We start from the raw sequence: 26,180 nt of genomic DNA, 5'->3' as shown, positions 1-26,180 counted from the left end.
TACAAATAAAAAAGGCGTATGAAATTTTCATACGCCTTTACTTTTAAATTAAAAATAGCTTATTTAACAATCAGTTTTTTAGTCACATTACATGCTTTAGAGTTAATGTTTACGATATATAAACCTGCTGCTAAATGATGATTAATTTGTCCTGAAGTCGAAAGTTTTTCTGTTAAAACAGTTCTTCCGTTCATGTCTGAAACCGTAATTGTAGTCGCATCGCCAGTTTCTGATTCCGGTAATAAAACATGAAATTGATTGTCTCTAGACGGATTAGGATAAATACCAATTGCTTTTTCGGTTTCAAGAAGTTCTTGTGTTTTAGTAACAGATTTAGAAGTTGAAGCAGTTGTAAGTTCCAATTGCCATTGTGCACTGAACCAACCATCCTGAGAATTGCCATATTGAGCAGATCCTGTTTGGTTTTCTACGTGAATAATGTTTCCGGTTTGCCATCTGTTTCTTAATCTAACCCAAGTTCCGTCGATATAATCACTAGACCATTGTGCACTCCAAAAAGTAGTATCTGTAATATTACATTGAACAGATCCTGTTTGACCTTCAATATTAATCAATTCTCCTGTTGCTAAATTTTTAAGCACAAAATAAGTGGCATCAATAGCAATTTTTTGCCATTTGTAACTGTTGTTAGAAGCCGTTGCTCCGTAACCTACATTTGTTCCGGCATCTGATAAATAAGCTCCGGTCCATCTGTTTTTAATTGTATAATATGTTCCTGTCGCAGTCGAAACCGTAACGGCACAAGTACTTGTTTTACTTCCATCAACAGTTGTTACTGTAATTGTTGCTGATCCATTTGCTACAGCAGTTATTAATCCTGATGAATTTACCGTTGCCACAGCTGTATTGCCTGAACTATAGGTAACGTTTTTGTTTGTTGCATTTGCAGGAAGAATCGTTGGTGTTAATTGCTGTGTTCCGCCAACAGACAATGATGCCGATGCTGGGCTTAAACTCACGCTTGTTACCGCTACATTTGATGCATTTACAGTTACTGCGCAAGTTGCAGTTTTTGCTCCATCCTGAGTCGTTACTGTAATTGTTGCAGAACCTGCAGCTACAGCAGTTATTAAACCAGTTGAGTTAACTGTTGCTACGGCTGTATTGCTAGAGCTATAAGTAACAGTTTTATTCGTTGCTGTTGCAGGCGCAACTGTTGGCGTTACTTGTTGTGTTGCACCAACTAACAATGTTGCTGTTGTTGGTGACAATGTAACTCCTGTTACTGCTACAACAGTTCCCGGGTTTGTATCGTACCAAGTTGTATTCATGTACCAACCGGTTTTGTTTCTGTTTAAATCAGCAGATTGGCTTGTTCCGTCATTAAAAATTAAATTAGTCGAAGTTACATTGGTGAATGTATAACTGTACCAGCCATTTCCTGCATCGGTCATGTTTACTCCAGGCCATGATGCATCAGCTAAGATTCCTGTTGGTAAAGCGCTCCAATAATAAATCTTGATTCCGGTTCCCCAAGCAGATGGTTTGTAGAAATAAACCGTAAAATTAGTATTCGGATTTACCGTAATAGTTGCAGTTGCCGTTTTGTTTCCGTCTTGGGTTGTTGTTGTAATTGTCGCTGTTCCTGCCGAAACTGCTGTTACCAATCCAGACGAATTTACAGTAGCTACAGCATTGTTGCTTGAAGTCCACGTGATTGTTTTGTTTGTTGCATTTGCAGGAGCAATTGTTGCAGAAAGCTGTTGTGTGTTTCCTGCATATAAACTTGCTGTTGCAGGCGTAACACTTACAGAAGCTACAGGAATTGCTGCAACTGTTATTGCCGATGTTGCTGTTTTATTTCCGTCTACGGTTTTAACTGTAATAGTTGTTGTACCTGCCGAAACCGCTGAAACTAATCCGGTTGCATTTACAGTTGCTACAGCAGTATTACTGGATGTCCAGGTTACGTTTTGGTTAGTTGCATTTGCAGGGGCCAAAGTTGCGCTTAATTGCTGAGTAGATCCCAAACCAACAGTTGCCGTTGTTGGACTAACTGAAACTCCTGTAACAGCTACAACCGCTACATTTGTATTGGTTAAAACAATATACTGAAAAGCATTAAAAGATTGTGTCGCCCCCGAAACCAATGTTACTGTAGCACCAGTATAGGCATCTTTATAGGTTCCTGCCAATGCTGCCGGAATCACAAATGTTTTACTGGCATTTCTAAGATTGGTCATTACAATAACTTTCTCTGTTCCTAATGTTTTTGTGAAGGCACAAATATCATCACTTGCATAAGGTGTCATTGTACCACGTCTGATGGCGGCACTACTATTTCTAAAGTTAAGGATTTTGGCAAATTCTGGTGTAGCAGCGGTATTGCTCCAGTTGATTTTGACAGTAGTATAAGGCCACGGAATTACCTGATTGAAGGCTACTTCTTGTCCGCTGGTTAAAAAAGGAACCCCTTTCATATAACCCGAAACTAAGAAATTTGCAACCACTCCGGCATTACTTTTAAATACGGTAAAAGGAGCTGTATCGCTGTTGTTTTCGGAATCGTGATTTGCGGTCCATCTCACTTCTTGCTGACTTCCTGTTGCATACGTATATTCCATGTCATTTGTGGTTTGGAATCTTGTAGAAACCGGACCTCCGCCTGCCACGTTTTTCAACGCATCGTAAAACCATTTATCTCCAAAATTCAAATCAAATCCGGCTTGAAAATTTTGTAAACGATCTCCTTCTGCAAGCATTAATAAGTTATGAGAAGTGATACCTCTTAAGTTGCTTATAATTTCTGTCCAGAAATCAATAGGAGGATTATTGGCAAAATCACAACGATATCCATCGATATTTGCTGCAAAAATCCAATAACGCATCGCATCTTTCATTGCTGCACGAAGCGCAGTATTGTTAAGGTCAAGCGCTGCAATATCAGAGAAATTTGCTAACTGATTGATTGTTGTACCAGTTCTTTGATAATATTCCGGATGAGAAACGGTCCAGGGATGATCCCAGGAAGTACCGTTAACGGCAATATCGAGCATTACTGCCATACCTTTGGCGTGAGCTGCATCTACCAGATTACGCATATCGGTAAGTGTTCCGTATTCAGAACCTACAGATTTGTAATCTTTGATACAATAAGGTGAGTTTGAGCTTCTTGAATCCGTTCCGTAAGGATAAATCGGCATTAAATAAAGTACGTTGATACCAAGTGATTTAATTCGGTCCAGATCAGAAGTAACGGCGGCTAAAGTCCCGGAAGCACTGTGCGGACGAATATGTACCTGATAAATATTTGCGTCTCTTGGATCTGGTACTCCTGTATATGGCGTGCCATATTGAGCGGGATCCTGCGCATAAACTGAACTTGCAAATAATAATAGAAAACAGACTATTGTTTTCGTGAAATGAAATAATCTAGTGGTAATTTTGATTTTCATAATTTTTGTTTTTTGCATGCTTGTCAGCATCTCTAACTAAAATTCATTCTCATTCGCATTGTTTTTAAATTTGACAAACATTTTGTGGTTAAATAGTTTTAAGTAGTAAAATTTTAATTTTTGTCCACGAATGGACTTTAGTTTTTTTCGCCACGAATTGCACGAATTAGCACAAATTTTAATCTGCAGTCTTAATTCGTGTCAATTCGTGAAATTCGTGGCAAAAAGCTTAGAGACTTAGTATCTCAGAACCTTAGAACCCTAAATTATAACTTTTTCAATCCCTTTAATTCTGTAGCATTTCCTTCCTTAATGCTAATTGCAACACCTCCGCCCGGAGCTAAATACTGTTTTAAAATTGTTTTTGAGGTTACAACAACTTTAGTTACAGTATATTTTTGTGGATTTTCGTTCCAATTAGCTTCTTTGGCGTCAGCATAAATTGTAGCGATGAATTTTTTTCCTGCTGGTAAATAATCAAAAGTAATGTTGGCTATTCTGGCATTTTCATCAGTGATTCCTCCAATAAACCATGCGTCTTTTCCTTTTGCTTTACGGGCAATTGTGATATAATCTCCCGGTTCAGCTTCCAGAATATAACTGTTGTCCCAATCTACAGCAACATCTTTAATGAACTGAAATGCATCTGGAAAACGTTCGTAATTCCCTGGAATATCTGCTGCCATTTGCAACGGACTGTACATCGTAACGTAATACGCCAATTGTTTTACCAAAGTTGTATTGACACGTTGCGTACTTCCGGTTCCATAATACGAAAGATCCGTTTGGAAAATCCCCGGAGTATAATCCATTGGACCGCCCATTAAACGGGTAAATGGCAAAATCGTAGTATGATCCGGCGCTAAACCTCCCATAGATTCAAACTCAGTTCCGCGAGCAGATTCTTGTGCAATCCAGTTTGGGAATGTTCTGTTTAAACCTGTTGGTCGAACCGCTTCGTGACTATCAATCATGATTTTATAATCGGCAGCACGTTTGGCTACATTTATATAATGATTCACCATCCATTGTCCGTCATGATGTTCGCCACGCGGAATAATTTTACCTACATAACCTGTTTTTACAGCATCGTAACCGTTGTCATTCATAAATTGAAAGGCACGATCTAAACGACGCTCATAATTGGTTGCAGATCCTGAAGTTTCGTGGTGCATGATAATTTTTACACCTTTTGAAGCGGCATAAGCATGAACTGCTTTTACATCAAAATCCGGATAAGCGGTTACGTAATCAAAAACTTCTTCTTTCCAGTTGTTAATCCAGTCTTCCCAACCAATGTTCCAACCTTCGATCAGGATGGCATCGAAACCATTTTTAGAAGCAAAATCAATATATTCTTTTGCTCTTTCAGTTGTAGCTCCGTGTTTTCCGTTTGGCGTAAGTTTGGTAAAATCATCTGTCAGTTTTACGTTTGTTTCTTTTCCGAAAGCCCATGTACTTTTTCCGGCAACAAAATATTCCCACCAAATCCCAATATATTTCACTGGTTTTATCCATGAAACATCTTTATAACTTGTTGGTTCGTTGAGGTTCAGAATTAATTTTGAAGCCAAGATTTCCGTGGCTTTATCGCTTACAACAATGGTTCTCCAAGGCGATTGTGCATCTGTTTGCATATATCCTTTGGCACCAACGGCATCAGGCGCTAAATGACTTTTCATTTTATAATTTACAGCATCAACTTCAAGATACATTGCCGGATAATTGATTAATCCTGCTTCGTGAATATTGATGTATAAACCATCATCAGATTTCATCATTGATGGCGTTTGCACCGCTAATTCCTTAATAGGCCATTGCGAATTGATTTCGATCGTAGCTTTTTTCATCAACGAAGGAATTTCAGAAATTTTCGAAGTGGTATATGCATATTCATTGGTATCATAATCTCCCGGAATCCAGAAAATTTTATGATTTCCAGCCAGATTAAATTCAGAACGTTCTTCTTTAATTACAAAATAATTCAAATCATTTTGCTTCGGAAATTCATATCTAAAACCTAATCCGTCGTTGAATAAACGGAAACGAATGCGAATATATCTGTTGTTGTTTTTGGCTTGCGCCAAAGTGACAACCAGTTCGTTGTAATTGTTGCGTATTGTTTTTTCTTCTCCTAAAACTGGATTCCAACTATCATCAACAGAGGATTGTGCTGTATTTGTAACGGTAAAACCATCCAAAAACGAAGGCAAATTTTGCAGTTCTAAGCCCAAAGAACTTGGTTTAATAACTGGCTTTTGTTTATATGATAATTGGTAAGATGGGATTCCACCTTCTTTTAATTCAAATTTTAAAGAAAGATTTTTGTTTGGCGAAGTTATTTCCTGAGCCTGAACCCATAACGAGTTTGCACAAACAAAAAGTAAAAGCGCTACTTTTTTGCCCAAACGAATTTGGAACAGCATTTTTTGGGATTGAAAATTCATGTTATTTAGTTTTTTAGCAAACCTAATTTTGTTTTTAAAGTGGCGCAGGTATTAGTTTTTCAATACTAAATATTGAAAAGGTTGTAGTGTTAAGTCAGCACCAACAGTTACTGCAGCTCCAGTAAAAGCATCTTTCCATGTTCCTTTTAATGAAGGAGTAACTAAATATTTAACTTCTGAATTAGTTAAATTAGAAAGAACCAGAACTTTTTCTGCATCTTTTATCATTGTAAAAGCACTTACTGCATTACTGCTATATCCAGTAAAACTTCCTGTTTTTATAGCATTGCTTGAACTTCTAAAAGCGATAATTTTTTTGTATTCTGCCAAAACAGATGCATCTGAAGTAGTCCAGTCAATTGGAGTTTTTGCGAAATAATTGATTCTTTTATTATACCCAACTTCTTGTCCGTTGTAAATCATTGGAACAGATTTCATATAAGCAGCAACAACAAATGTAGCGATAGAACCTTCTTTACCTCCAAAAAGTTCATAAGGAGTTCCTTCGGCAAGGTTTACGTCATGATTGCTGGTGTATCTTACAATTCTATTTTCGGGTTTATAATTAGTAGCGTATTCAGTTGCGTTTGAGTCCTGAATAGTTGTAGCGGGTTTGTTTTCTTTGAATAGTTTTTCTAAAGTCGTGAAAAAGTTAAATCCAAATGTATAATCAAAACCAGAAACAAATTGACTCGCTTTTGTACCTTCAGCAAGCATTAAGATGTTTTGATTTTTTTTGATGGTTCTTAATTTTGTGATTGCATCAGTCCAAAAATTCTGAGGAACCAAATCAGCATAATCACATCTGAAACCATCAATGTTCGCATTGTAAACCCAGTATGACATTGCGTCGATCATAGCGTCTTTCATTTCGGTATTATTGAAATCTAACTGTGCAACATCAGTATAATTTGTTCCTGGAGGAATGATAATTTCTCCTTTATCATTTTTTTGATACCAGTTTGGATGTTGTGTAATCCAGGCATTGTCCCAAGAAGTATGATTGGCAACCCAGTCAAGAATTACCGCCATATTTTTTTTATGCGCTTCTTCAACTAAAGTTTGAAGATCTTGTAAACTTCCAAAATCGGGATTTATAGCTTTGTAATCTTGTACTGCATAAGGTGAACCTAATTCTCCGGAAGCTTTTATTTTTCCAACAGGATAAACGGGCATTAAATAGACAACGTTTGCACCCAATTCCTGAATTTGTGTAAGTCTGTCCTGAACACCTTTTAAGGTTCCTGCCTGACTAAAAGCACGAATATTTACCTGATAAATTATGGCATCTTCTTTTTTAGGCATTTTGTCAAATGATGCTCCATATTGTTGATAAGGAGAAGCCGGAGCCGAATTGTCATCTGATGAACTACACGATACAAATGCTAATGCAAGTACTAAAGTATAGACGATATTTATATTTGATTTCATATTTTTTGAATTTGTTTAATAAGCGCGAAGTTTAAAGATAGCCTGCCTTTTGCTCAAGAAAGGCAGGTATCACTCAAACTAATCTAGCTTATTTTAATGTTAGATTATTTTTTAACGATAGTACAAGTTGCAGTTGCCGGATAACCATTACTAACAGGATCTACTTCGTTTATTGTAAAGGTTACTTCATAAGTTCCTGCTTCTCCAATACTATAAGACGCTTGATTACCAAGGTTAATCGTATTTGTTGAAGAATCTGCAGGACCATAATTTACATCCCATGAATTATTTAATCTAAATTTTAAGGCCCCAGGTGCCAATGTGGTTGTGATTTTCCATGTTTTGGTTTGGTGATCATAGCTCATTGGAGTACTTGCATCCCAACTTCCGGCTGTTGCTGTTCCAACAATTCCCCAAGAATAAGCAGTAGCAGTCCATTTTAAAGTATTTAAATTTACTTTGATCTGATACGAACCTGCTCCCGGAAGTGTAAGATCAGTATCACTCATGTTTTTTAAATCAGAGTTTGTAGCTCCGGCACCAAAGAACTGAGCCCAGCCTCTCTCTCTATTTATTTTAAATCCAGGACCTGCACCTTCAGGTAAAGTCATATAACCCTGAAATATTCCTACTTGTATTTCTTTTAATGCAGCTGCTGTTTCTATACCCCAGCCCTGATAACTTCCCGGCATATATATTTCGCCAAACACTACTACTTTTTCGTAAGGCGTAACCGTTATTGTAACAGGAGTTGAATAAATTCTATGATCCATAGTAGACTCTACACGAATTACTAGTTCTCCGGCAACATTAGGTTTTAGACCTAATTCTGTGGCGATTTTATTCAATTCGAAGACCGTAAAAGCTTTGCTTAAAACATCTTCTCCAACTTCAACTCGTTTAGCTTTTCCCCAAGCCTCGCTTCCTTTGATATCATTAGTTAAATCAAATTGCAGGGCATACGTAACAGGCGCAGCGATTGGGTAAGTAACCTTTGGCCATGAAACAAGTAACGTTTGCTGATCAGACACATCTTCTTTAAGCACTATTGTACTCGATGAAACTTCAATCGCAGACGGAAAAGTTACTGTCGCTAAAGTTGTTAGTTGTCCATCAGTTTCGCAGGAAGCAGCTAAAAAAAGCAAACTGCCTAGTACGAATAATTTATTTATATATTTTTTCATAATAGTTTTTGTTTTTAGTAACCTGGGTTTTGTTTAAGTCCAGGATTAGCATCTAATGCAGATGTTGGAATTGGGAACAATTTTCTGTAAGCAGGAGATTCTGGTCTGAATTCATTTGGCAATAAAAATTTGTCAAAACGAATCATGTCTTGTCTTCTGTGACCTTCCCAGTTTAATTCAAATCCTCTTTCGTCATAAATATTATCAAGAGTTGGGTTTGCGTCAAGAGCTGTTAAACCTGCACGCATTCTGATTTGATCAACAAATGGTTTTGCCGCACCAGGGTTTCCTAAACGAACATTACATTCTGCCATCATTAAAATTACGTCAGCATATCTGTAAATTGGAAAGTCATTTGAAGCTCCTCCACCAGATGTTGCTCCTGCCGGATAAAATTTAATGTTACGAACTCCAGCCTGAGGATCAGCTCCCGGATCATCTAAGGAAGCAACATCAAGGGTATAATTAAATCCGCCTTTTTGTTCTCCAACTAAAAACTGTTTTCTTCGAATATCATTTAAGGCATATTTTAGGAAGAAATCTTTAGGAACTATAGTTCCGTTCCAAGTATCAAATCCAAATAAAGCTTTACCATGCGGTCCATAAAGACTACGATTGGTATAAATATTACGAGAAACAACATCAAGAGTTGCATAAATAGGTAAAATAGTTTCATCATCCGGCAATACATCTCCAAATAATTCGTAATATTTATTTCCTAGCGGACTTGTAGCATTTTCATCACCTGAGTGAAGCGTATAACCGCCTTCGCTTACTTTGTTGCAAGCTGCTAAACATTCATTCCATTTCGCTTCTCCTGTGTAAACTTTTGCATTTAGATACACTTTAGCTAATAAGGTATATCCTGCCCATTTATTGAATCGCCCGTAATAATTTCCTCCTTTTGTTACTGAAAGCAATTCTACGTTTTCTGTCAATTCTTTTACAATAAAATCATATACTACTTTACGGCTTGTTTGAGGAATTTTGTCTACTGTAGTATTATTATCAGTATAAAAAGGTACATCTCCAAAATCGTCTATTAATAAATAATAAAAGAAGGCACGTACTACTTTTGCTTCGGCAATTTTTGAAGGATCAGCATTTGATTTTTCTAATAACTCAACGGCTAAATTGGCTTTAAAAACACCATTGTATAACCATCTCCAGGTATTGTTAATAATGGATTCCGTTGGAAGCCAAACATGTTTGTGCAAACGTGCAAAATCCTGTTGCCAGTTACCATCATTTCTATGCGGAATTACCTGCTCATCTGATGACATACAGTTCATGTCATACCAGCCGTTATCTGCTCCTGCATAACCAACACCTGGTACACTTTTGCGTTCAAAATCGCCAGGAATTTCTGCGTAAACACTTGCTAAGGCAAGATTTGCTCCTTCAGGCGTTCCATAAAAACTGTCAGGTTGATATTTATCGTATACATTTTCGTTGATATCAGAACAGCTAAAAAGGGTTAGGAAACATGCGCTTCCTGCTATTACTATATTTTTAATTTTCATTTCTTTTTACTATTTAAATTTTACAGTCAAACCAAATGCAATACTTCTGGTACGTGGGTAAATACCTTTATCTCCACCAAAAGTTTCTTCATTATTTGCGCTTACGTTCAATTCCGGATCAACACCTGTGTAATTTGTGATAAGAAGCAAATTGTTCCCTGTAAGAGAAAGTCGAATATTGTCTACATATTTATCCGTAAAACGGAAAGTATATCCTGCCGTAACATTATCAAGACGTATGAAGGAACCATCTTCCAACCATATATCAGATCCGTATGGAGAAGAACGAATCCCTTTGTCTACAGCACTTTGTAAAATATTTGAACTACCCGTATTCTCCAGCATGCTCAATCTTTGGTTAAGAGTGTTGTAAATTTTATTTCCTCCAGAACCTCTCCACAACATAGATGCATCAAAATTCTTGTATCTGTAAGTTGGATTAAAGGCAAATGTATAAGTTGGTAATGCTGAACCTGCATTATATCGATCTGCACTTCTGGCACCTTGATCTATAAGGCCGCTTCCATCACGATCCTTTACGGTTTCGACACCATTGCCATTAACTCCGGTATGCTCTAAAGTATAAAATGAACCAATTGGTTGTCCTTTTACTAAATAGGAGTTTGGTGCACCCCAGCCAACATAATTCGTATTTAAAGGAATACCATTAATGCTGCCGCTTAAATTAAGGACCTCGTTTTTCATGAAAGATACGTTTCCGGCTAATGTAAGTGTGCTGTTCTCTGATTTTATAACATCATACGCCAGAGCAACCTCTAAACCTTTATTTGAAATACTTCCTACGTTTGCTTTAATTTGATCGTATGGATAAGGCGGTTGCGGTACAGTGTAGTTGAATAATAAATTATCTGTTTTAGAATCATAAACATCTACACTACCTCTTAATCTATTGTCAAAAAGAGCAAAATCAAGTCCGATATTGGTTTGTTTTTTGGTTTCCCATTTCAAATCAGCATTTGCATTTTGAGAAATACCAAAATTAGTAATAAGAGAACCTCCAAAATAAATAGTTCCGGCACTATCCACTAGCGGCAATGAGGTTTGTGGCAAAAGACCTTGTTGGTTACCAGTTTCACCATAACCTACGCGTAATTTTAATTCAGAAAACAAATTCTGATTGGTCATAAATGATTCTTTATTGATTTGCCATGCTACAGATGCAGATGGAAAATTTCCCCATTTATTATTTGCTCCAAACACAGATGAACCATCTCGTCTGATACTAGCTGTAAGTAAATAACGGTCTAATAAAGAGTAGTTTAGTCTTCCTAAATAAGAAGCCAAAGATCGGTCATTTTTATAGGATTTAATATCTCCGGTTCTTACTTTAGACAAATCGCCAAATTGAAGCGCATTGTAAGTAGCTTCATCACTGATAAAACCTCTTGCCTGAGTATAATTACCCTGATAAGTTTGACTTTGCCATTCGTATAAAGCCAATGCATTAAAGCTATGGATTCCGAAAGTCTTTTTGTAGTTAAGACTAAGATTGGTTAATTTTTCGTTTTGTCTGTTATTTTCGATATTAGCAAAACCGTTCTGTTCAACTGCATTGGCGTCTGTTGATTTTGCCGGCATATAATATCCTGTAGTTTTGTTGGTCTTTCTCCAGCTTCCAAACCAGTTTGCAGAGAAACCTTTGCCTAAATCTAATTCAGCCTTTAAGCTTCCAAATAGATTGTCTTCCTGTCTTTCGTTTGTAACTTCTTGTGCAGCTGCATAAGGATTTAAATAATGAAAAACAGTTGAATCTGTAAAATAACTTCCATCAGTATTAAAAACAGGATCTGTTGGTCTTGCCAATAATGCATTTGTAATTAGGTTTGAAGTGTAACCTACAGTTCCTATACTCCCAATACTGCTTGTTACATTATTTACTCCTGAATTTAAATTAAACGTCAATTTTAATTTGTCATCAAGAGCCAATTGTGTTGCCTGAATACGACCAATATATTTTTGATTGCTTGAATTAATTACTACACCATTTTGCAAAATAGCGGTGATAGATGCTCTGTAATTAAATTTATCCGTTCCTCCACCAAATGATAATGTGTGAGTTTGTGTGATTCCTGTTTGAGTCAAAAGACCGTACCAATCTGTATTTGAACCATGATTTGAAGACGCTGGAACACCAACATTTTGTGCAGTTTGCCACCATTGGTTAGCATCAAGCATATCCAACTTTTTTGGAATAAAATCTATAGAAGTATATCCATTATATTCCATAGTAGTTTTTCCAGCTTTACTTTTTTTAGTAGTTACAATGATAACTCCAGGTGCTCCTCTGGAACCGTAAACAGCAGTAGCTGAGGCATCTTTTAAAACATCTATGCTTTCAATCTCACTAGGCGGAACTTGATTTAATAAATCCATGTTTCCCTGAATTCCATCTACAACAACTAAAGGATCATTTCCTCCAATCAAAGATGAGATTCCTCTAATACGAACGCTTGGTCCTGAACCTGGCTCACTACCAACCTGAGTAATGTTTACACCGGCTGCTTTTCCTGAAATCAAAGATAGCGGATTTACAATTGCACCTTGATTCATGTCTTTTGCAGCTATTGAAGAAACAGCTCCTGTAACATCTTTTCTGGCTGTAGTACCGTATCCAACTACAACAATTTCCTGTAAGTTTGTGGCATCAGGAAGAAGTTGAATGTTGATAACGCTTTGATTTGCCGTTACTTTTTTCTCTTTATATCCAATAAAAGTTACTACAATTACAGCTGTACTACTTTCAACGGTAAGTTTGTATTTACCATCAAAATCAGTTACCATTCCGTTTTTAGTTCCTTCTTCAAAAACAGATGCTCCGGGCAATGGTAAACCATTTTCATCCGTGATGATTCCGGAAACCGTTTGTTTCTGAAACTGAATAACTTCTGTTTTTAATTCTGGCTTTTTTAGGATAATCTGAGTATCCCGAATTTTAAATTCAGTTGGAGTTCCTTTAAAAAGTTTATCCAAAACAACATATATCGATTGGTCTTTCACAGAAATTGAAATTGTTCGATCTAAGTCGATGTCATTCAGCTTGTAAATAAACCTGAAATCTGTTTTTTGTTCTATGGTCTCAATAACCTTCTCGATTGTTGAATTGTTTAATTCAAGGGTTACTTTTGTTTTTTGGGCATAAGTATTCGCTCTAATATTAAACATGGCGACCAAAATAAGTAGTGTAGTTAGTTTCAATTTTAGGTCATTTTGGAACACTCGGTATAAAAACCCAGTATTCTTTGATTTTTTTTTCATAATTTTGTTAATTGATTGTAGTTAATTCGTTATATTCAATCACTTAGTTAATCGGAAATTGTTCGCAGCTCTTTCCGATTTTTTTATTCTAGTACTTTTGTTTCTTCATTTTTTTTCATTGGTTAGTGGTTATTTAATTAGTATTTGATTGTTTTTTATAGTGTAATTAATGCCGTGGATGTCATTAAAGTAACTCATCACATTTTCTATAGATTCTTCTTTAAAACTTGCATTGAATTTTTCGTTTGCCAGTTTTTCATTTTTGTTTACAATGGTAACATTATAGCGTCTTTCTAATTTTGTAATGATATTTTTGAAAGTCATATTTCTAAAGGTAAGTCCACCGTTTATCCACGAAGTATAGATATCAGTAATTACTGCCTTAGTAGAAATTTGTGTGTTTTCTTTATTGAAACTTCCTTTAAAGCCAGGTTTTAGAATTGTATTTTTCGCAGCGTCAAATTCTTCATTAGAACGATACATTCCAACAGATCCTTCAACAAGAACAACATCAGTAGCGGCATCTTCGGGATAATTCGAAACATTGAAATGCGTTCCTAATACACGCACATTCAATTCATCAGCATTTACAATAAACGGGTGTTTTTTATCTTTTGCCACTTCAAAATAAGCTTCCCCGTCAAGGAAAACCTGTCTGTTTTCGCCAGCAATAAATTTTACAGGATATCTTAAAGTTGTTCCGGCATTTAAGTGAACAAGAGTTCCGTCAGACAATTGCAATCTGAATTTTTTCCCATACGGAATTTTGATTGTGTTGTAAGTTGTTTTCTCTAAATCAGAACTGTTCTCGTAAACAATTTTATCCCCGTTTTGATTTCCAACAATTTTTCCTTTACTGTCTTTAACCTGAGCAGAATTACTTTCTGAGATAATCTGAACACTTCCGTCTTCTAATTGCAAAACAATGTCGTTGCTTTTAAAATCAAATTTTTGTTCAGCAGTTTTAGTAAAAGCACCTTGTTTGTAGGCAAGACCAACGCCTAATAAAACTAAAACAGAAGCCGCAATCGAAATGTATTTTCTGAAGTTTGATTTTTCAGGAGCAATTTCAATCGTAGTTTCATTTTCTTTAGAAGCAGATAGAATATTTAAGAAAATATCATCGGCAGTTTGTTTATCCATTTTTGGAGTTTCAACAAGAAGCGCCTGAATATCTTCTACAGAAGGAAAATCATCTGTAAGTTTATTTTTTTTATAATAGGCAATTACCTCGTTTGTTTCTTCGGGGGTACATTGGTTTAAAACAAACTTTTGTAAAAGACTTTTTATTTCAGAATTTGAATTCATTACGAACTGATTTTAGGTCGGGGTTTTATATAATACAGTTGAAAGCAAGTTGAGTACTACTCAAACGTTGTAAATTTTTAAATTTTAACATTTAGGTAAAGCGATAAACCTTGTGAAGTATTGATTTTGTTGAGGTTTATAGAAAAAAAAATATTTTAAATTTTTATTTTTATTTTGATAAACGGTTTTTTTGTCATTTCGAGCGAAGGGAGAAATCACACCAGAAATGCCGCAAACAAAATCGCCAATCTTTGTAGAGTTACGAGTGTGATTTCTCCCTTCGCTCGAAATGACAAACTTTGCATAAATCCTTTGCGTACTTCGTACTTTGCGGTTAAATTAAAAACAAAAAAAAATCACCCGAGAAGAGTGATTTTGATGGTTAATGTGGTTTTTTGGTTTAGATAATCTCGTCATGAACTTGAAAAAAGACTCGCATCGATTCTAATGCTTTACTCATTTGGTTCCGGACTGTATTGATAGAGATGCCGAGTTCCTGGCTAATTTCTTCATAACTCATTCCCTTCTTTCGGGACATTTTAAAAATCTGCTTTCGTTTGGGGGGCAATTGTTTCATCGCTTGTTTACGAAGTTTTTTACAATCTTCTTCTCGAATAGAATAATCACCATATTCATGTGATTTCTGACTTTCGTAAAAAACAGCTTCTTTTAACGCCAGATCATTTGCTGCTTTATTCAAAGAATTAAAAGCCTGATTTCTGGCAATAGTAAAAATATAAGATTTAAAGGATTGCTCCGGATTTAGGTTTTCGCGGTTTTGCCAAACCTTCATAAAAACATCCTGCACGTTTTCTTCGGCTGCCTCTTTTGATTTTAAGAGACTTATGCTATAACCATAGATATCTTGGTAGTATAAATCAAAAAGAGAACGAAATGCTTTTTCGTTGCCATTTTTGAGCTCACTCACCAATAATTTGTCGCTATGATCGTTTGTTCCCAACATTAATTTAATTAGTTCTTATTTAATTCTAATTATATTATGATACTGTCAAAATGCGTGGTCTAATATGTTGACTGATTAGCAAATATATAAAAATATTATTCTCAACAAATATTATCCAAAAAAACTTAATTATGTTTTTTTTAACTGATTTTATGCTCAACAACACTAAAAGCCTAGGTAAACGGCTTTTTATCAGGTCGATAAGTTTTTAACTGATATTTTGTTAATTAACAATTCAGTGGTTGTTTTTTTGAGAATATTCTTATTCTAAAAGGTAAAGTTTGATGATTTGACAATAGATTTCGTCTAAGAAAAAATCCTTTTATCTTTATAATGAAAAGATAAAAGGATTTTATAATGAAAGAATCTCCAGAGGGATTCTAAGAGTTGTTTTGATTAGTTTTTCAAGTCTTTTATTACTTTAAAAGCAACATCAACCTGATCTTCTCCAACTAAAATTGTAAATTCATTTGAAGTCGAAATTACCTCGTTTATGATAATTCCTTCCCAGGCTAAACGTTGGAAAATGAAGTAATAAATTCCGGGAACTACGATATTTTCTTTAGGTAATTTTACAGTAATTGAAGCTAAATTATCTAATTTCTGAATCAGTTTTTCACGCATAAAGTGTTTTTCAACCAAATGATTTACACTGCTGCTCACTACAATATTAGTTTCATTTACACCACGAGATGAGGTGTAAAAAATATCAGATAAAGCGTTGATATCAGAGATTAAATCAGCTTGTTTGTTTAAAACCGTTTCTGATGCGGCAAAAGTATAATCCGTCAATTCAGATCGAACGGTGATTTCGCCAATATTCTTAATTACTTTATTGATTTTATGGTTGAGTTTAAAATCCAATTCTTCCGTGAGCCGTTTAAGCGACATAACAACAGCGCCCTGTTTTACCTCTTTACCAAATTCACTTTCTAACTCGTTCATAATATTCCGGGAAAGAGAAGTAAGGTTGATGATTCCGAGCGATAACGCGTTTAATAAAAAAGGTTTTGTTTTGATGTAATTTTCGACGATTGAAGAAACGGTTTTCATAATTTTTTTTCTTTTTTTTTGTAACTTAATTGGGTTGGTTTAGTTAATAGTGATGTTATAAATCTAGGCAAATATAAATAAAAAAACAATTTGTTACAATTATAACAATAAAAAATTATGTTAAAAGTGATAAAAAGCGTCGGTAAGATGTTCAATTGCAAATGTTTCGCCACTTTTATGAACTGCAATTATGTCAAAACGAATTTCACAATCTTCGTCAAAATCCTTTTCCCTATCGTTTATGTAGGCATTTACTGCTTTTATGAGTAACTGAATTTTTTTTGGCTTCACAAAATCTTGTGGTAAACCAAAATCTAAGCTCGATCTTGTCTTCACTTCAACGATGGCTAAAATGGATTCTTTTTGAGCAATTATATCTATTTCTGCTTTTTGGAAAGTCCAGTTTCTATCCAGAATTTTATACCCATTTTCCAGAAGATATTCTACAGCAAGATTTTCGCCTTTTTTCCCGAGTTCGTTGTGTTCAGCCATGTCTTGAATTGTGAATTATTAATTATTAATTATGAGTTATGAATTTTGTTGCTGTTGTGAATAATTTGCACGTGCAAAGTTTTTCCGTAGAGATGCACAGCAGTGCATCTAACACAAAGAATTAGAATCTTTACAAGTTTACTTTAAAATATTTATAGCAAAAAACTTGTATGCGAATAAGACGCACTGCTGTGCGTCTCTACGTATATCTTTGAGGACTCTCCGATATGATGAAAAATGCTGAAAGAATTATTTTTCACGCAGATTTGGCAGATTGAGCAGATCAAAAAAAGGTGAAAGATTTACGCAGATTTATAGTACACTAATCGAATAAATCTGCTCAATCTGCCAAATCTGCGTGAAACTAAAAAACTTTGCGTCTTGGCGACTTTGCGTGATTATGATGTGTGGTATTTAGAATCCTTTGGAGAAAAGAAATCTTTAGATAATATTATTTTTGAAAAATGACAGTGCTTCCGGATTCGTTCACGTCAATAGAAATAGTATTTCCCATGATTAAAGCTCTGTTGTCCTGAATATGCCCTGCGGGAAAATTGAAGATTACAGGGATATTGTATTTTTTAGTAACATCGTCTACAATTTCAAGCGCATTTTTCCCCCATGGAACTTCATTATCTTTCATTTTTGTCATTCCGCCAATGATAATTCCTTTTAGGTTTTCAATACATCCGTTGCGTCTCAAATTCATCATCATACGATCAATATGATACAAGTATTCATCAAGATCTTCGATAAATAAAATTTTATCCTTGCAATCAATTGCCGATTGTGAACCCAATAAACTATAAAGAATTGATAAATTTCCTCCAACTAGTTCGCCGGTTGCTTTTCCAAAACGGTTCATTTTATCTGGACCAATAGAGTAGGAAAGTGGCTCACCAAACAAACTCGATTTCATAGAACTTATTGCCGCCGGAGTAGCACGTGGAATCGTTACGGGCATAACACCATGAATAGATTTATAACCCATCGTATTCAAATGATTGTGTAAAACGGTTACATCGCTAAAACCAATAATCCATTTTGGATGTTGTTTGAATTTAGTGAAATCCAATAAATCAATCATTCTTACCGTTCCATATCCACCGCGAACACACCAAATTGCTTTAATATTAGGATTGTCCAACTGATGCTGAAAATCAGCAGCACGCTGCTCGTCAGTTCCCGCCAATTGATTAAAATCAAGCCCGATTGTAGTTCCAACAACAGCCTCTAAACCCCAACTATGAAGTAAGTCTATTGTAGGTTTTAAATTGTCATCAATATTTTTTCTGGCTGTTGCTAAAAGCGCAACAGTATCTCCTTTTTGTAAATAAGGTGGTGTAATCATCTTTTGTTGGGATTGACAGGTAAATGAATGTAAAGCAAAAATAAGAAATACGAATGTACCAAAAGCAAAGCTTTTTCTGAAGTTCTGGAGTTTGTTCGTGTTCATGTTTTCTTTTTGCTTAAAATTATAAATTATTTTTTAAATAGGCTTTAGATTAAGAATCAGCCGCCATATTTGTTTTGCAATTCTTCTAATAGTAGAAGAAGTCCTTTATCAGCTTCTTCAGATTGTACATTGGCAAAAAGAATAAAAGCTTTGTTGATTGCTTCACAAATATACACTTTGGTTAAAAAAGTTCCCGGATTTCCGTTATGAAAAGAATATTTTAATTTACTTTTTTCATTAATTTCCGAGTTCCATCCAAAAGAAAATTCGGGTAAACCATAATGCATATATTCGAATTCTTCTTTGGTAAACACTTTTGATTTTCCTGATAATCCCTGAAGCTGCATTTGAATAAATTTGCAATAATCAGGTAAACTAACATTAATATTCCCGGCTGATGAAAGCCAATTTAATTTATAATTTAAAGCCGGTTTTTCGGGTTCAAGATTTTCGTCATGTCCCCAAGGCTGGTTTTTGTCCTTTAAATTTGGCTGACCAAAATCAAAATTGATATTTAGGCTTTTACCTAATTCCTTTACTAATAATTCGTAGGTTTTGCCAGTTGCTTTTTCGAGCATAAGTCCCGCGGCAACATAACTTGGATTTGACCAAGATACTGATTGCTTTTCTGTAGCAGGATTTTGTTGCAGGAACCAAGCGATAAATTCATAACGCTGTTGCTGATTATTGCCTTTAATTTCTTCCTGAGTTGGTGTATCATTTCCGTACGACCAAGTATTGATTCCTGCCCGAAAAGTTATAAAATCCTGTAGCGTAAAATTGTAAGTCGCAGGATTACTTTTGGCTTTTAATTCCGGATATAAATCAAAGAATTTAGTATCCCATTTTATTTTTTCTTCCTTTACCAAAAGTGCAGCGAGATAAGCTGTGACTGTTTTTGTAATAGATCCCAATCTAAATTTATCGTCAATTTTAGCCTTGTATTTTGAGTTTATTCGTTGATATCCTAAAGCCTGAATTTCTAAAATAGAATCAGCAGAAACTACTGCATATGCTAGTTCGGGAATATTGTGTTTTACCCTTATACTATCAATAAACGAAATGTTTTTTTGCGCATTTGTGTTATTGAAAAGAACAAGAAATAAAAAGGAGAAAAATATTTTTTTCATTTTTAGAAAAGAGTGATTTGAGTCAGCAAGTTACAGGACATTCTCCGATAATCAAAAAAATGTTTTGAAAAATAAATTAGAAATTTCCTACAAAAAAGAATTAATTGCCTAAATTGAGCATTCTTAAAAAATATCTATGCGAATACTCTTCTTTAAGTTTTTTATAATGGTCTTTTTTTCATTGTCATTTGTACAAGCACAATCAAAAAAATACGCAATTCATACTATTGCATTTTATAATTTCGAAAATCTTTTTGATACAATAAATGACCCAAATACAAACGACGACGAATGGACGCCAACTGGAGCGCAGAATTGGACGCACGAAAAATATGAACAGAAATTAAAAAATCTTTCTCGGGTTTTGTCTGAAATTGGAACACCGGAAAATCCCAATGCGCCAACTATTATTGGAGGTTCTGAAATCGAAAATCGTGGAGTAGTCGAAGATCTAATCAAACAACCTAAACTGGCAAACTTTGATTACGGAATCATCCATTTTGATTCTCCTGACAAACGCGGAATTGATGTTGCATTATTATATCAGAAAAAACATTTCAAACCTACTTCTTATTCCAACATTCCTTTATATATCTATAAAAATAAACTGCCAATAAAAGAAGATAAAAAAGAAAGTAAAAACGAAGAAACTGATGATGAACTTGAACATAAAATTAAAAACAACTATCGAATTTTTACACGGGATCAGCTATTAGTAACAGGTTTTTTGGAAGACGAAGAAATACATATTATTGTCAATCACTGGCCATCCAGATCAGGCGGAGAGAAAGCCAGTAGTCCTTTTCGGGAAGCAGCCGCAAATTTAAACCGGAGAATTATTGATTCGTTACAGCAGATAAATCCAAATGCAAAAGTGATTACAATGGGCGATTTAAACGACGGACCTTTTAATAAAAGCGTAAAAATTGCACTTGGAGCCAAGTCAAAAAAGAGTGACGTTCCGGAATTTGGTGTTTTCAATCCGTTTGAAGAAATGGCAAATAAAGGAATGGGGACAATCGCTTTTAGAGATTCATGGGATATTTTCGACCAAATTATAATCACTAAATCCCTCATAAAACCTGATTTCTCTACCTTTAAATATTGGAAAGCAGGAATCTTTAGCAGATCTTATTTAATTCAAACTTCCGGACAATATAAAGGATATCCGTTACGTCACAGTTTGACCGAAGTTGGTTTTAGTGATCATTTTCCGGTTTATATTTATTTGATAAAAGAGATGAGATAGTCGTAGTAATCAGTCGCAGTAATCAGTCACAGTTTACAGTCACAACTAACTGGAAACTGCGACTGTGACTGAAAACTTTTCACTAACTTAGCTACTTAGAAACTTAGTACCTTAAAAAAATGTCAATAGCAAAACCTTTCAATCTTACCAAATGGATCGACGAAAACCGTCATTTATTAAAACCGCCTGTTGGAAACAAAAATCTCTATGTTGATTCCGGCGATTACATCGTAATGATTGTTGCAGGTCCGAATGCCCGAAAAGATTATCATTACAACGAAACCGAAGAGCTTTTTTACCAACTCGAAGGCAGTATAAAAGTAATTATTCAGGAAGATGGTGAGCGAAAAGAAATGGAATTAAATGCCGGTGACATGTATCTTCATCCCGCCAAAATTCCACATTCTCCAGTTCGTTCAGAAGGTTCAATAGGTTTGGTAATTGAGCGCAAACGTGCCGGAAAAGGATATACAGATGGCTTGCTTTGGCATTGCGATAATTGTAATCACAAACTTTACGAAGTATTTTTTGAACTTCATAATATCGAAAAAGACTTCCTGCCACATTTCGAACATTTCTATAATTCATTGGAACTTAGAACCTGCGATAATTGTGGAACCGTAATGGAATCTGATCCAAGATTTGTTGCTAAAAAATAATATTTTTAAACCATTAAGAGATTAAGGTTAGTCAAGTATAGAATCTTAATTTTTCTTAATCTCTTTATGTTTTAATTTTTTTAGGAGCTATTTCCCGCTATCCGTTTCAAACGAAGTTCACTGAACTCCGAAATAATATAAAAATTAAGTGAAGTAATCTTTTTCTGGCTGAAAACCCAGAAAAAGGATTTCCTCCCGAAGCTTCGGGACTATCGGGGCTAGGAATCTCGTTTTTTATAAGAAAAATTGTTCTTTAAAGGGGAAAAATCAATATATTTGTATCATAAATGACGTAAAATTAAATCAAAAATGATACAAGAAATTATCACATATAAGAATATAGTAAATAGTATTGAGGATTTAATGGATAATTCTCCATTTAAAAAAACTTATATTATTGAAAAAGTAGGCATCCCAAGTCCTACTTTTTATAGAAAACTAAAAACTCAAACTTTTACTCCAGATGAGATGCTTTCTATTGCAAAAATACTTTCTCCAGAAGAAAATTTTAGATTAGAATTAATAAAAGGAATCGAACAAGGGAAGCGAGACTTCAGGGAGGGTAACTTTATTACACATGAAGAAATGTTACTTGAATTAAAAAGCAAGAACATAATTTAATTATAAATACTGATTTTGTGGATTTTGCCGATTGTCCCAAAAAATGATTAGTGCAATACAATCATTACTTATTTCATAATGTAGAGAAATGTGTTTTGATATTAATACTACATTACATTTTAGTGCCATATTGTATTTACCTAAGTGTGGGTTTTTAATAAGTAAATTAATAGTGTGTAGAGCATTTTCCACGAATTTTCGAGATGTTTCATAGCTCCACTTATGTAATAAATAATTTCGATTGTTATAAAAAGTGTATTTTGCTTCTGCTGTCCAAATAGTCTTCATTTCGCAAATTTATAAAAATAAACTTACAAAATAATTATTTGATTTTTATTAAAGTAAAAAGAACCTGTTCAATCCGTAAAATCCGTGAGCAAAGCCCTCTTACAACTCAAATCTTTTCCCTTGTTCAGGATAAATAATCTTCAATCCTAAATCATTCTGCTTATGCAATTGTTCTTTAAGTTTGATAATATTTTTGGTTGGCGGTTTTAAGTGCGTGACGATAATATTAAAGCCTTTTAAAGTATCTTTTCCTGAAAGATCAGCTAAAACATGAAGCTCTTTTATTAAATAATTTGGTGTTAAATGTCCAAACAAAAACTGATTCGGTTGTTCATTTGGGAACGAAACTTCAATAAAAATTCCTTTCAGTTGTTTGCTTTTTACAAGAGGAGCAATTGCTGTCCAAAGGGAATTTAATTTATCACTTTTTTCAACGGAATCAGGTCCTGTATCTCCTAGATAAAGTACATACGAATCTCCATTTTTAATTAAAAAAGCAGTGCTTTCAAACGGATTAACATGACTTAGCGGAAAAGCTTTTACCGTCATTGTGGTGTTTGTAATTGGTGTTTCTTCGCCAATTTTTAAAGTTTGAAAATGATATTTTTTTAATGGAGTTCCAGGACCTTTGTCTCCAAAATTTGCCCAGGTTTGATCGTTGAAATAGTGATTTTCCATCATTTCCATACATTTCTCAGTTGCATAAACCGTTTTTGAAGAGTCGGCTGGTGAGTTGATAATCAATCCCGAAACGTGATCTAGATGTGCGTGTGAAATGAAATATCCTTTTATATACTTTCGTAAAACTTCACTGGTTGAGATTTTAAAAACTTTGTTTTCGATCGCTTTTTCAATTCCTGCATTTATAGTTCCTGCATCCAGACAGATATAATCGTTGCTGTTTGTTGCAGCCACTAAATAAGCTGACAGATTTTTTTCGTCAATTCCGCCTTTTACTCCTAGAGGAACAACCTGAAAGGCCGTTTTTTGTTCTTTTTGAGCAAAAGTATTTATTGTAATTAAAAAGAAGCAAATCAAAAAACGTTTGAAAATGGTCATATTTAAGTAATTTTGTTACTGCAAAGTTCCTGAATTAAGCCGAATAAATTATAGTGTATTTCTTTAAATGCTATTAATTAACCCTAAATTTACTTTGATTTTAACAGCGCATTTGGGTTTAGATTCAACTCGAAATAATATCTTTACATAAAAATACAACAATTTTAACTAAAAAAGTTACAATGACAACAATAGCATCGCAATTTGGAATGAATGAGGCTCTGGAAAAATTGGGCATTAAATTGATAAATGACGGGACATCAACAGGAACACAAAACTTTGCTTCAGGAGAAAGTTTGGATAGTTTTTCACCCGTTGACGGAAAATTAATTGCTTCGGTAAAAATGTCCACACAAGAGGATTATGAAAAAGTAATGCGTGCAGCAACAGAAGCTTTTAAAACATTTCGTTTAATTCCTGCGCCACAACGCGGAGAAATTGTACGTCAGTTTGGACAAAAGTTACGTGAAAATAAAGAAGCTCTTGGTAAATTGGTTTCTTATGAAATGGGAAAATCATTGCAGGAAGGTTATGGAGAAGTACAGGAAATGATTGACATCTGTGATTTTGCTGTTGGTTTATCACGCCAATTACACGGTTTAACAATGCACTCTGAAAGGCCCGGACATCGTATGTATGAGCAATATCATCCATTAGGAGTTGTTGGAATTATTTCGGCATTTAATTTTCCGGTTGCAGTTTGGGCATGGAATACAGCTTTGGCTTGGATTTCAGGGGATGTTTGCGTTTGGAAACCTTCTGAGAAAACACCACTTTGCGGAATTGCATGTCAAAATATTATTGTTCAGGTTATAAAAGAAAATAATTTACCGGAAGGAATTTCTTGTCTGATAAATGGCGATTATAAAATAGGTGAATTAATGACGGCTGATACCAGAATTCCACTAGTTTCTGCTACAGGTTCGACCCGAATGGGAAAAATCGTGGCACAAGCAGTTGCGGGTCGTTTAGGGAAATCATTATTGGAGTTAGGAGGAAATAATGCGATTATTGTCACTCCGGATGCAGATATTAAAATGACCGTTATTGGTGCTGTTTTTGGAGCTGTTGGAACTGCAGGACAACGTTGTACATCAACACGAAGATTGATTGTTCATGAAAGTATATACGATAAAGTAAAAGATGCTTTGGTGGCTGCCTACAAGCAATTAAGAATCGGAAATCCGCTTGACGAAAATAATCATGTTGGTCCGCTAATCGATACTCATGCAGTTGAAATGTATGCTCAGGCGTTGAATAAAGTAGTAGCCGAAGGTGGAAATATTTTGGTTGAAGGTGCAGTACTTTCAGGAGAAGGTTACGAAAGTGGCTGTTACGTTAGACCTGCAATTGCCGAAGCTCAAAATTCATTTGCAATCGTACAACACGAAACGTTTGCTCCGGTTTTATATTTGATTAAATATTCAGGAGAAGTAGAGAATGCGATTGATGTTCAAAATGGTGTTGCACAAGGATTATCATCAGCAATCATGACGAATAATCTTCGCGAGGCCGAAAGATTTTTATCGGTCACAGGTTCTGATTGCGGAATTGCAAATGTAAATATCGGAACTTCCGGTGCTGAAATTGGCGGTGCTTTTGGTGGAGAAAAAGAAACAGGTGGAGGTAGAGAATCAGGTTCTGATGCGTGGAAAATTTATATGCGTCGCCAAACAAATACAATAAATTATACCACAAGTTTGCCATTGGCACAAGGAATTAAATTTGATTTGTAAAACGAATATTCTACTGAAAACCACTTTTTCGTTCATTCGAAAAAGTGGTTTTTTTATGCGTTATTTTATAGTATTTTACTTAAGTTTGATCAAAATTTCTAATAAATGAATCATAAAGTATTTTTGCTGTTAATGGCAATTTCTATCGCTAGTTGTAATAAAAAGGAAAATGTAAAAGCAGTAGTGTCAAAAAAAGATACTTTAAAGCAAGAAGTTTTTGACGAAGAATATGAAAGTGAAGCTGAAGTAGTGACTTTAAAAGAGCTTAAATTTCCTGCAACAGGAAACAATGCGGAAGATTTTGTTCTGGAGCCTTGTGAAATAAAAATGCGGGCAGAAGGTTTTTTAAATGACGACAATCTTAAAGATATTGTAATTGTTTTGCAGAATGAAAACAACAATTCCGATTCGCGCGCAACATTGGTTCTTTTACAACAAGAAACAGGAGGGTATAAATTGCAGGAACTTTCGTGGGAAGCGGTAGAGCCGGAATATTTCGAAGATGGTCGTGCATTTTATGATGTTGGAGAAATTTCTATAGATCAAGATAGGGCATTGCATATTATGCTTGCAGGAATGGGACCGGTTGGTTCAAGAGAAGCGATTTATAAATATGTAAACGACAAATTAGTTCTCGTAAAGATAGTATCTTCTCATTCGGGAGCGGGTTCTGATGTTTCGAGTGAATATGATCTTGTTACTGCTGACGTTGACCATGAAGTAACAAATACATTACATGAAGATTGGCCAAGTGAACATCAAATCGAAAAGTTTAAGTTGAAGAGAGAAATGTTGTTTACAATTGATAATCCGGATAGAATTTTGGAGAGTCTTCCGTCTCCAAGTTGGTAGTTTTTGTAAATATATATGATAAAAAATAGAAAAGGC

General features: G+C 34.9%; 18 protein-coding genes. 5 read left to right on the top strand and 13 right to left on the bottom strand.

Annotation, left to right across the window (positions count from 1 at the left end):
* Nucleotides 1-59 precede the first annotated feature (59 nt).
* From EAH81_RS02960 to EAH81_RS02905, 12 genes are all read right to left on the bottom strand, one after another.
* A complete protein-coding gene (locus tag EAH81_RS02960) occupies nucleotides 60-3,416 on the bottom strand; it encodes an Ig-like domain-containing protein (protein ID WP_161595779.1) in 3,357 nt (1,118 codons plus the stop codon).
* Between the two features lie 266 nt (nucleotides 3,417-3,682).
* Nucleotides 3,683-5,863, bottom strand: a complete 2,181-nt coding sequence (locus tag EAH81_RS02955; RefSeq protein WP_140503591.1) for a glycoside hydrolase family 97 protein — start codon at nucleotides 5,861-5,863, stop codon at nucleotides 3,683-3,685.
* Between the two features lie 51 nt (nucleotides 5,864-5,914).
* A complete protein-coding gene (locus EAH81_RS02950) occupies nucleotides 5,915-7,294 on the bottom strand; it encodes an alpha-amylase family glycosyl hydrolase (RefSeq protein ID WP_140503589.1) in 1,380 nt (459 codons plus the stop codon).
* Nucleotides 7,295-7,398: 104 nt separating this feature from the next.
* On the bottom strand, nucleotides 7,399-8,478 hold the full coding sequence (locus tag EAH81_RS02945; protein WP_140503587.1) for a SusE domain-containing protein: 1,080 nt from the start codon (nucleotides 8,476-8,478) through the stop codon (nucleotides 7,399-7,401).
* Between the two features lie 14 nt (nucleotides 8,479-8,492).
* Nucleotides 8,493-10,001: a RagB/SusD family nutrient uptake outer membrane protein gene (locus tag EAH81_RS02940; protein WP_140503584.1), complete on the bottom strand. Its 1,509-nt coding sequence runs from the start codon at nucleotides 9,999-10,001 to the stop codon at nucleotides 8,493-8,495.
* A gap of 9 nt (nucleotides 10,002-10,010) precedes the next feature.
* Nucleotides 10,011-13,217: a TonB-dependent receptor gene (locus EAH81_RS02935; RefSeq protein WP_241676496.1), complete on the bottom strand. Its 3,207-nt coding sequence runs from the start codon at nucleotides 13,215-13,217 to the stop codon at nucleotides 10,011-10,013.
* Nucleotides 13,218-13,406: 189 nt separating this feature from the next.
* Nucleotides 13,407-14,585: a FecR family protein gene (locus EAH81_RS02930; protein ID WP_140503580.1), complete on the bottom strand. Its 1,179-nt coding sequence runs from the start codon at nucleotides 14,583-14,585 to the stop codon at nucleotides 13,407-13,409.
* A gap of 400 nt (nucleotides 14,586-14,985) precedes the next feature.
* Nucleotides 14,986-15,549, bottom strand: coding sequence for an RNA polymerase sigma factor (locus tag EAH81_RS02925; protein ID WP_140503578.1), 564 nt, complete (start codon nucleotides 15,547-15,549; stop codon nucleotides 14,986-14,988).
* A gap of 396 nt (nucleotides 15,550-15,945) precedes the next feature.
* Nucleotides 15,946-16,602 carry an aspartate kinase gene (locus EAH81_RS02920; RefSeq protein WP_140503575.1) on the bottom strand — a complete coding sequence of 219 codons (657 nt, stop codon included), beginning with the start codon at nucleotides 16,600-16,602 and terminating at the stop codon, nucleotides 15,946-15,948.
* Between the two features lie 120 nt (nucleotides 16,603-16,722).
* Nucleotides 16,723-17,094: a YraN family protein gene (locus tag EAH81_RS02915; RefSeq protein WP_140503572.1), complete on the bottom strand. Its 372-nt coding sequence runs from the start codon at nucleotides 17,092-17,094 to the stop codon at nucleotides 16,723-16,725.
* 451 nt (nucleotides 17,095-17,545) lie between these two features.
* Nucleotides 17,546-18,445, bottom strand: coding sequence for an LD-carboxypeptidase (locus EAH81_RS02910; RefSeq protein WP_140503570.1), 900 nt, complete (start codon nucleotides 18,443-18,445; stop codon nucleotides 17,546-17,548).
* 161 nt (nucleotides 18,446-18,606) lie between these two features.
* Complete coding sequence (locus EAH81_RS02905; protein ID WP_140503567.1) at nucleotides 18,607-19,680, bottom strand: serine hydrolase domain-containing protein; 1,074 nt, start codon at nucleotides 19,678-19,680, stop codon at nucleotides 18,607-18,609.
* A 136-nt stretch (nucleotides 19,681-19,816) separates the two neighbouring features.
* Between EAH81_RS02905 and EAH81_RS02900 the strand changes: the two genes are divergently transcribed.
* The 3 genes from EAH81_RS02900 to EAH81_RS02890 all read left to right on the top strand — a co-directional run bounded on the left by EAH81_RS02900 (nucleotide 19,817) and on the right by EAH81_RS02890 (nucleotide 22,209).
* Entirely contained in the window at nucleotides 19,817-20,929 is a 1,113-nt protein-coding gene (locus EAH81_RS02900) for an endonuclease/exonuclease/phosphatase family protein (protein ID WP_140503564.1), read from the top strand.
* 119 nt (nucleotides 20,930-21,048) lie between these two features.
* A complete protein-coding gene (locus EAH81_RS02895) occupies nucleotides 21,049-21,588 on the top strand; it encodes a 3-hydroxyanthranilate 3,4-dioxygenase (protein ID WP_068841542.1) in 540 nt (179 codons plus the stop codon).
* A gap of 309 nt (nucleotides 21,589-21,897) precedes the next feature.
* Nucleotides 21,898-22,209 carry a hypothetical protein gene (locus EAH81_RS02890; RefSeq protein ID WP_140503562.1) on the top strand — a complete coding sequence of 104 codons (312 nt, stop codon included), beginning with the start codon at nucleotides 21,898-21,900 and terminating at the stop codon, nucleotides 22,207-22,209.
* 387 nt (nucleotides 22,210-22,596) lie between these two features.
* Here EAH81_RS02890 and EAH81_RS02880 read toward each other — a convergent pair whose 3' ends face one another.
* Nucleotides 22,597-23,556 (bottom strand): MBL fold metallo-hydrolase, encoded by a 960-nt coding sequence (locus EAH81_RS02880; protein ID WP_140503557.1) that lies wholly within the window; start codon nucleotides 23,554-23,556, stop codon nucleotides 22,597-22,599.
* Nucleotides 23,557-23,738: 182 nt separating this feature from the next.
* On the opposite strand from EAH81_RS02880, the gene EAH81_RS02875 reads away from it, so the two are divergent.
* Together EAH81_RS02875 and EAH81_RS02870 are read left to right on the top strand one after the other, a co-directional pair.
* Nucleotides 23,739-25,292 (top strand): aldehyde dehydrogenase family protein, encoded by a 1,554-nt coding sequence (locus tag EAH81_RS02875; protein ID WP_140503555.1) that lies wholly within the window; start codon nucleotides 23,739-23,741, stop codon nucleotides 25,290-25,292.
* Nucleotides 25,293-25,397: 105 nt separating this feature from the next.
* On the top strand, nucleotides 25,398-26,144 hold the full coding sequence (locus EAH81_RS02870) for a hypothetical protein (RefSeq protein WP_140503553.1): 747 nt from the start codon (nucleotides 25,398-25,400) through the stop codon (nucleotides 26,142-26,144).
* Nucleotides 26,145-26,180 lie beyond the last annotated feature (36 nt).

This window comes from Flavobacterium pectinovorum, assembly GCF_006438875.1.
GTDB classification, from domain to species: Bacteria; Bacteroidota; Bacteroidia; order Flavobacteriales; family Flavobacteriaceae; genus Flavobacterium; species Flavobacterium pectinovorum_A.
Note: the sequence above shows the minus strand (reverse complement) of the source record. Positions and strands in the feature narration are given on the sequence as shown.

Coding starts and splice junctions, on each gene's coding strand:
- EAH81_RS02955 (WP_140503591.1), bottom strand. CDS start 5,863: ATGAATTTTCAATCCCAAAAAATGCTGTTCCAAATTCGTTTGGGCAAA.
- EAH81_RS02875 (WP_140503555.1), top strand. CDS start 23,739: ATGACAACAATAGCATCGCAATTTGGAATGAATGAGGCTCTGGAAAAA.
- EAH81_RS02890 (WP_140503562.1), top strand. CDS start 21,898: ATGATACAAGAAATTATCACATATAAGAATATAGTAAATAGTATTGAG.
- EAH81_RS02925 (WP_140503578.1), bottom strand. CDS start 15,549: ATGTTGGGAACAAACGATCATAGCGACAAATTATTGGTGAGTGAGCTC.
- EAH81_RS02870 (WP_140503553.1), top strand. CDS start 25,398: ATGAATCATAAAGTATTTTTGCTGTTAATGGCAATTTCTATCGCTAGT.
- EAH81_RS02880 (WP_140503557.1), bottom strand. CDS start 23,556: ATGACCATTTTCAAACGTTTTTTGATTTGCTTCTTTTTAATTACAATA.
- EAH81_RS02915 (WP_140503572.1), bottom strand. CDS start 17,094: ATGGCTGAACACAACGAACTCGGGAAAAAAGGCGAAAATCTTGCTGTA.
- EAH81_RS02895 (WP_068841542.1), top strand. CDS start 21,049: ATGTCAATAGCAAAACCTTTCAATCTTACCAAATGGATCGACGAAAAC.
- EAH81_RS02950 (WP_140503589.1), bottom strand. CDS start 7,294: ATGAAATCAAATATAAATATCGTCTATACTTTAGTACTTGCATTAGCA.
- EAH81_RS02960 (WP_161595779.1), bottom strand. CDS start 3,416: ATGAAAATCAAAATTACCACTAGATTATTTCATTTCACGAAAACAATA.
- EAH81_RS02900 (WP_140503564.1), top strand. CDS start 19,817: ATGCGAATACTCTTCTTTAAGTTTTTTATAATGGTCTTTTTTTCATTG.
- EAH81_RS02910 (WP_140503570.1), bottom strand. CDS start 18,445: ATGATTACACCACCTTATTTACAAAAAGGAGATACTGTTGCGCTTTTA.
- EAH81_RS02945 (WP_140503587.1), bottom strand. CDS start 8,478: ATGAAAAAATATATAAATAAATTATTCGTACTAGGCAGTTTGCTTTTT.
- EAH81_RS02920 (WP_140503575.1), bottom strand. CDS start 16,602: ATGAAAACCGTTTCTTCAATCGTCGAAAATTACATCAAAACAAAACCT.
- EAH81_RS02930 (WP_140503580.1), bottom strand. CDS start 14,585: ATGAATTCAAATTCTGAAATAAAAAGTCTTTTACAAAAGTTTGTTTTA.
- EAH81_RS02905 (WP_140503567.1), bottom strand. CDS start 19,680: ATGAAAAAAATATTTTTCTCCTTTTTATTTCTTGTTCTTTTCAATAAC.
- EAH81_RS02940 (WP_140503584.1), bottom strand. CDS start 10,001: ATGAAAATTAAAAATATAGTAATAGCAGGAAGCGCATGTTTCCTAACC.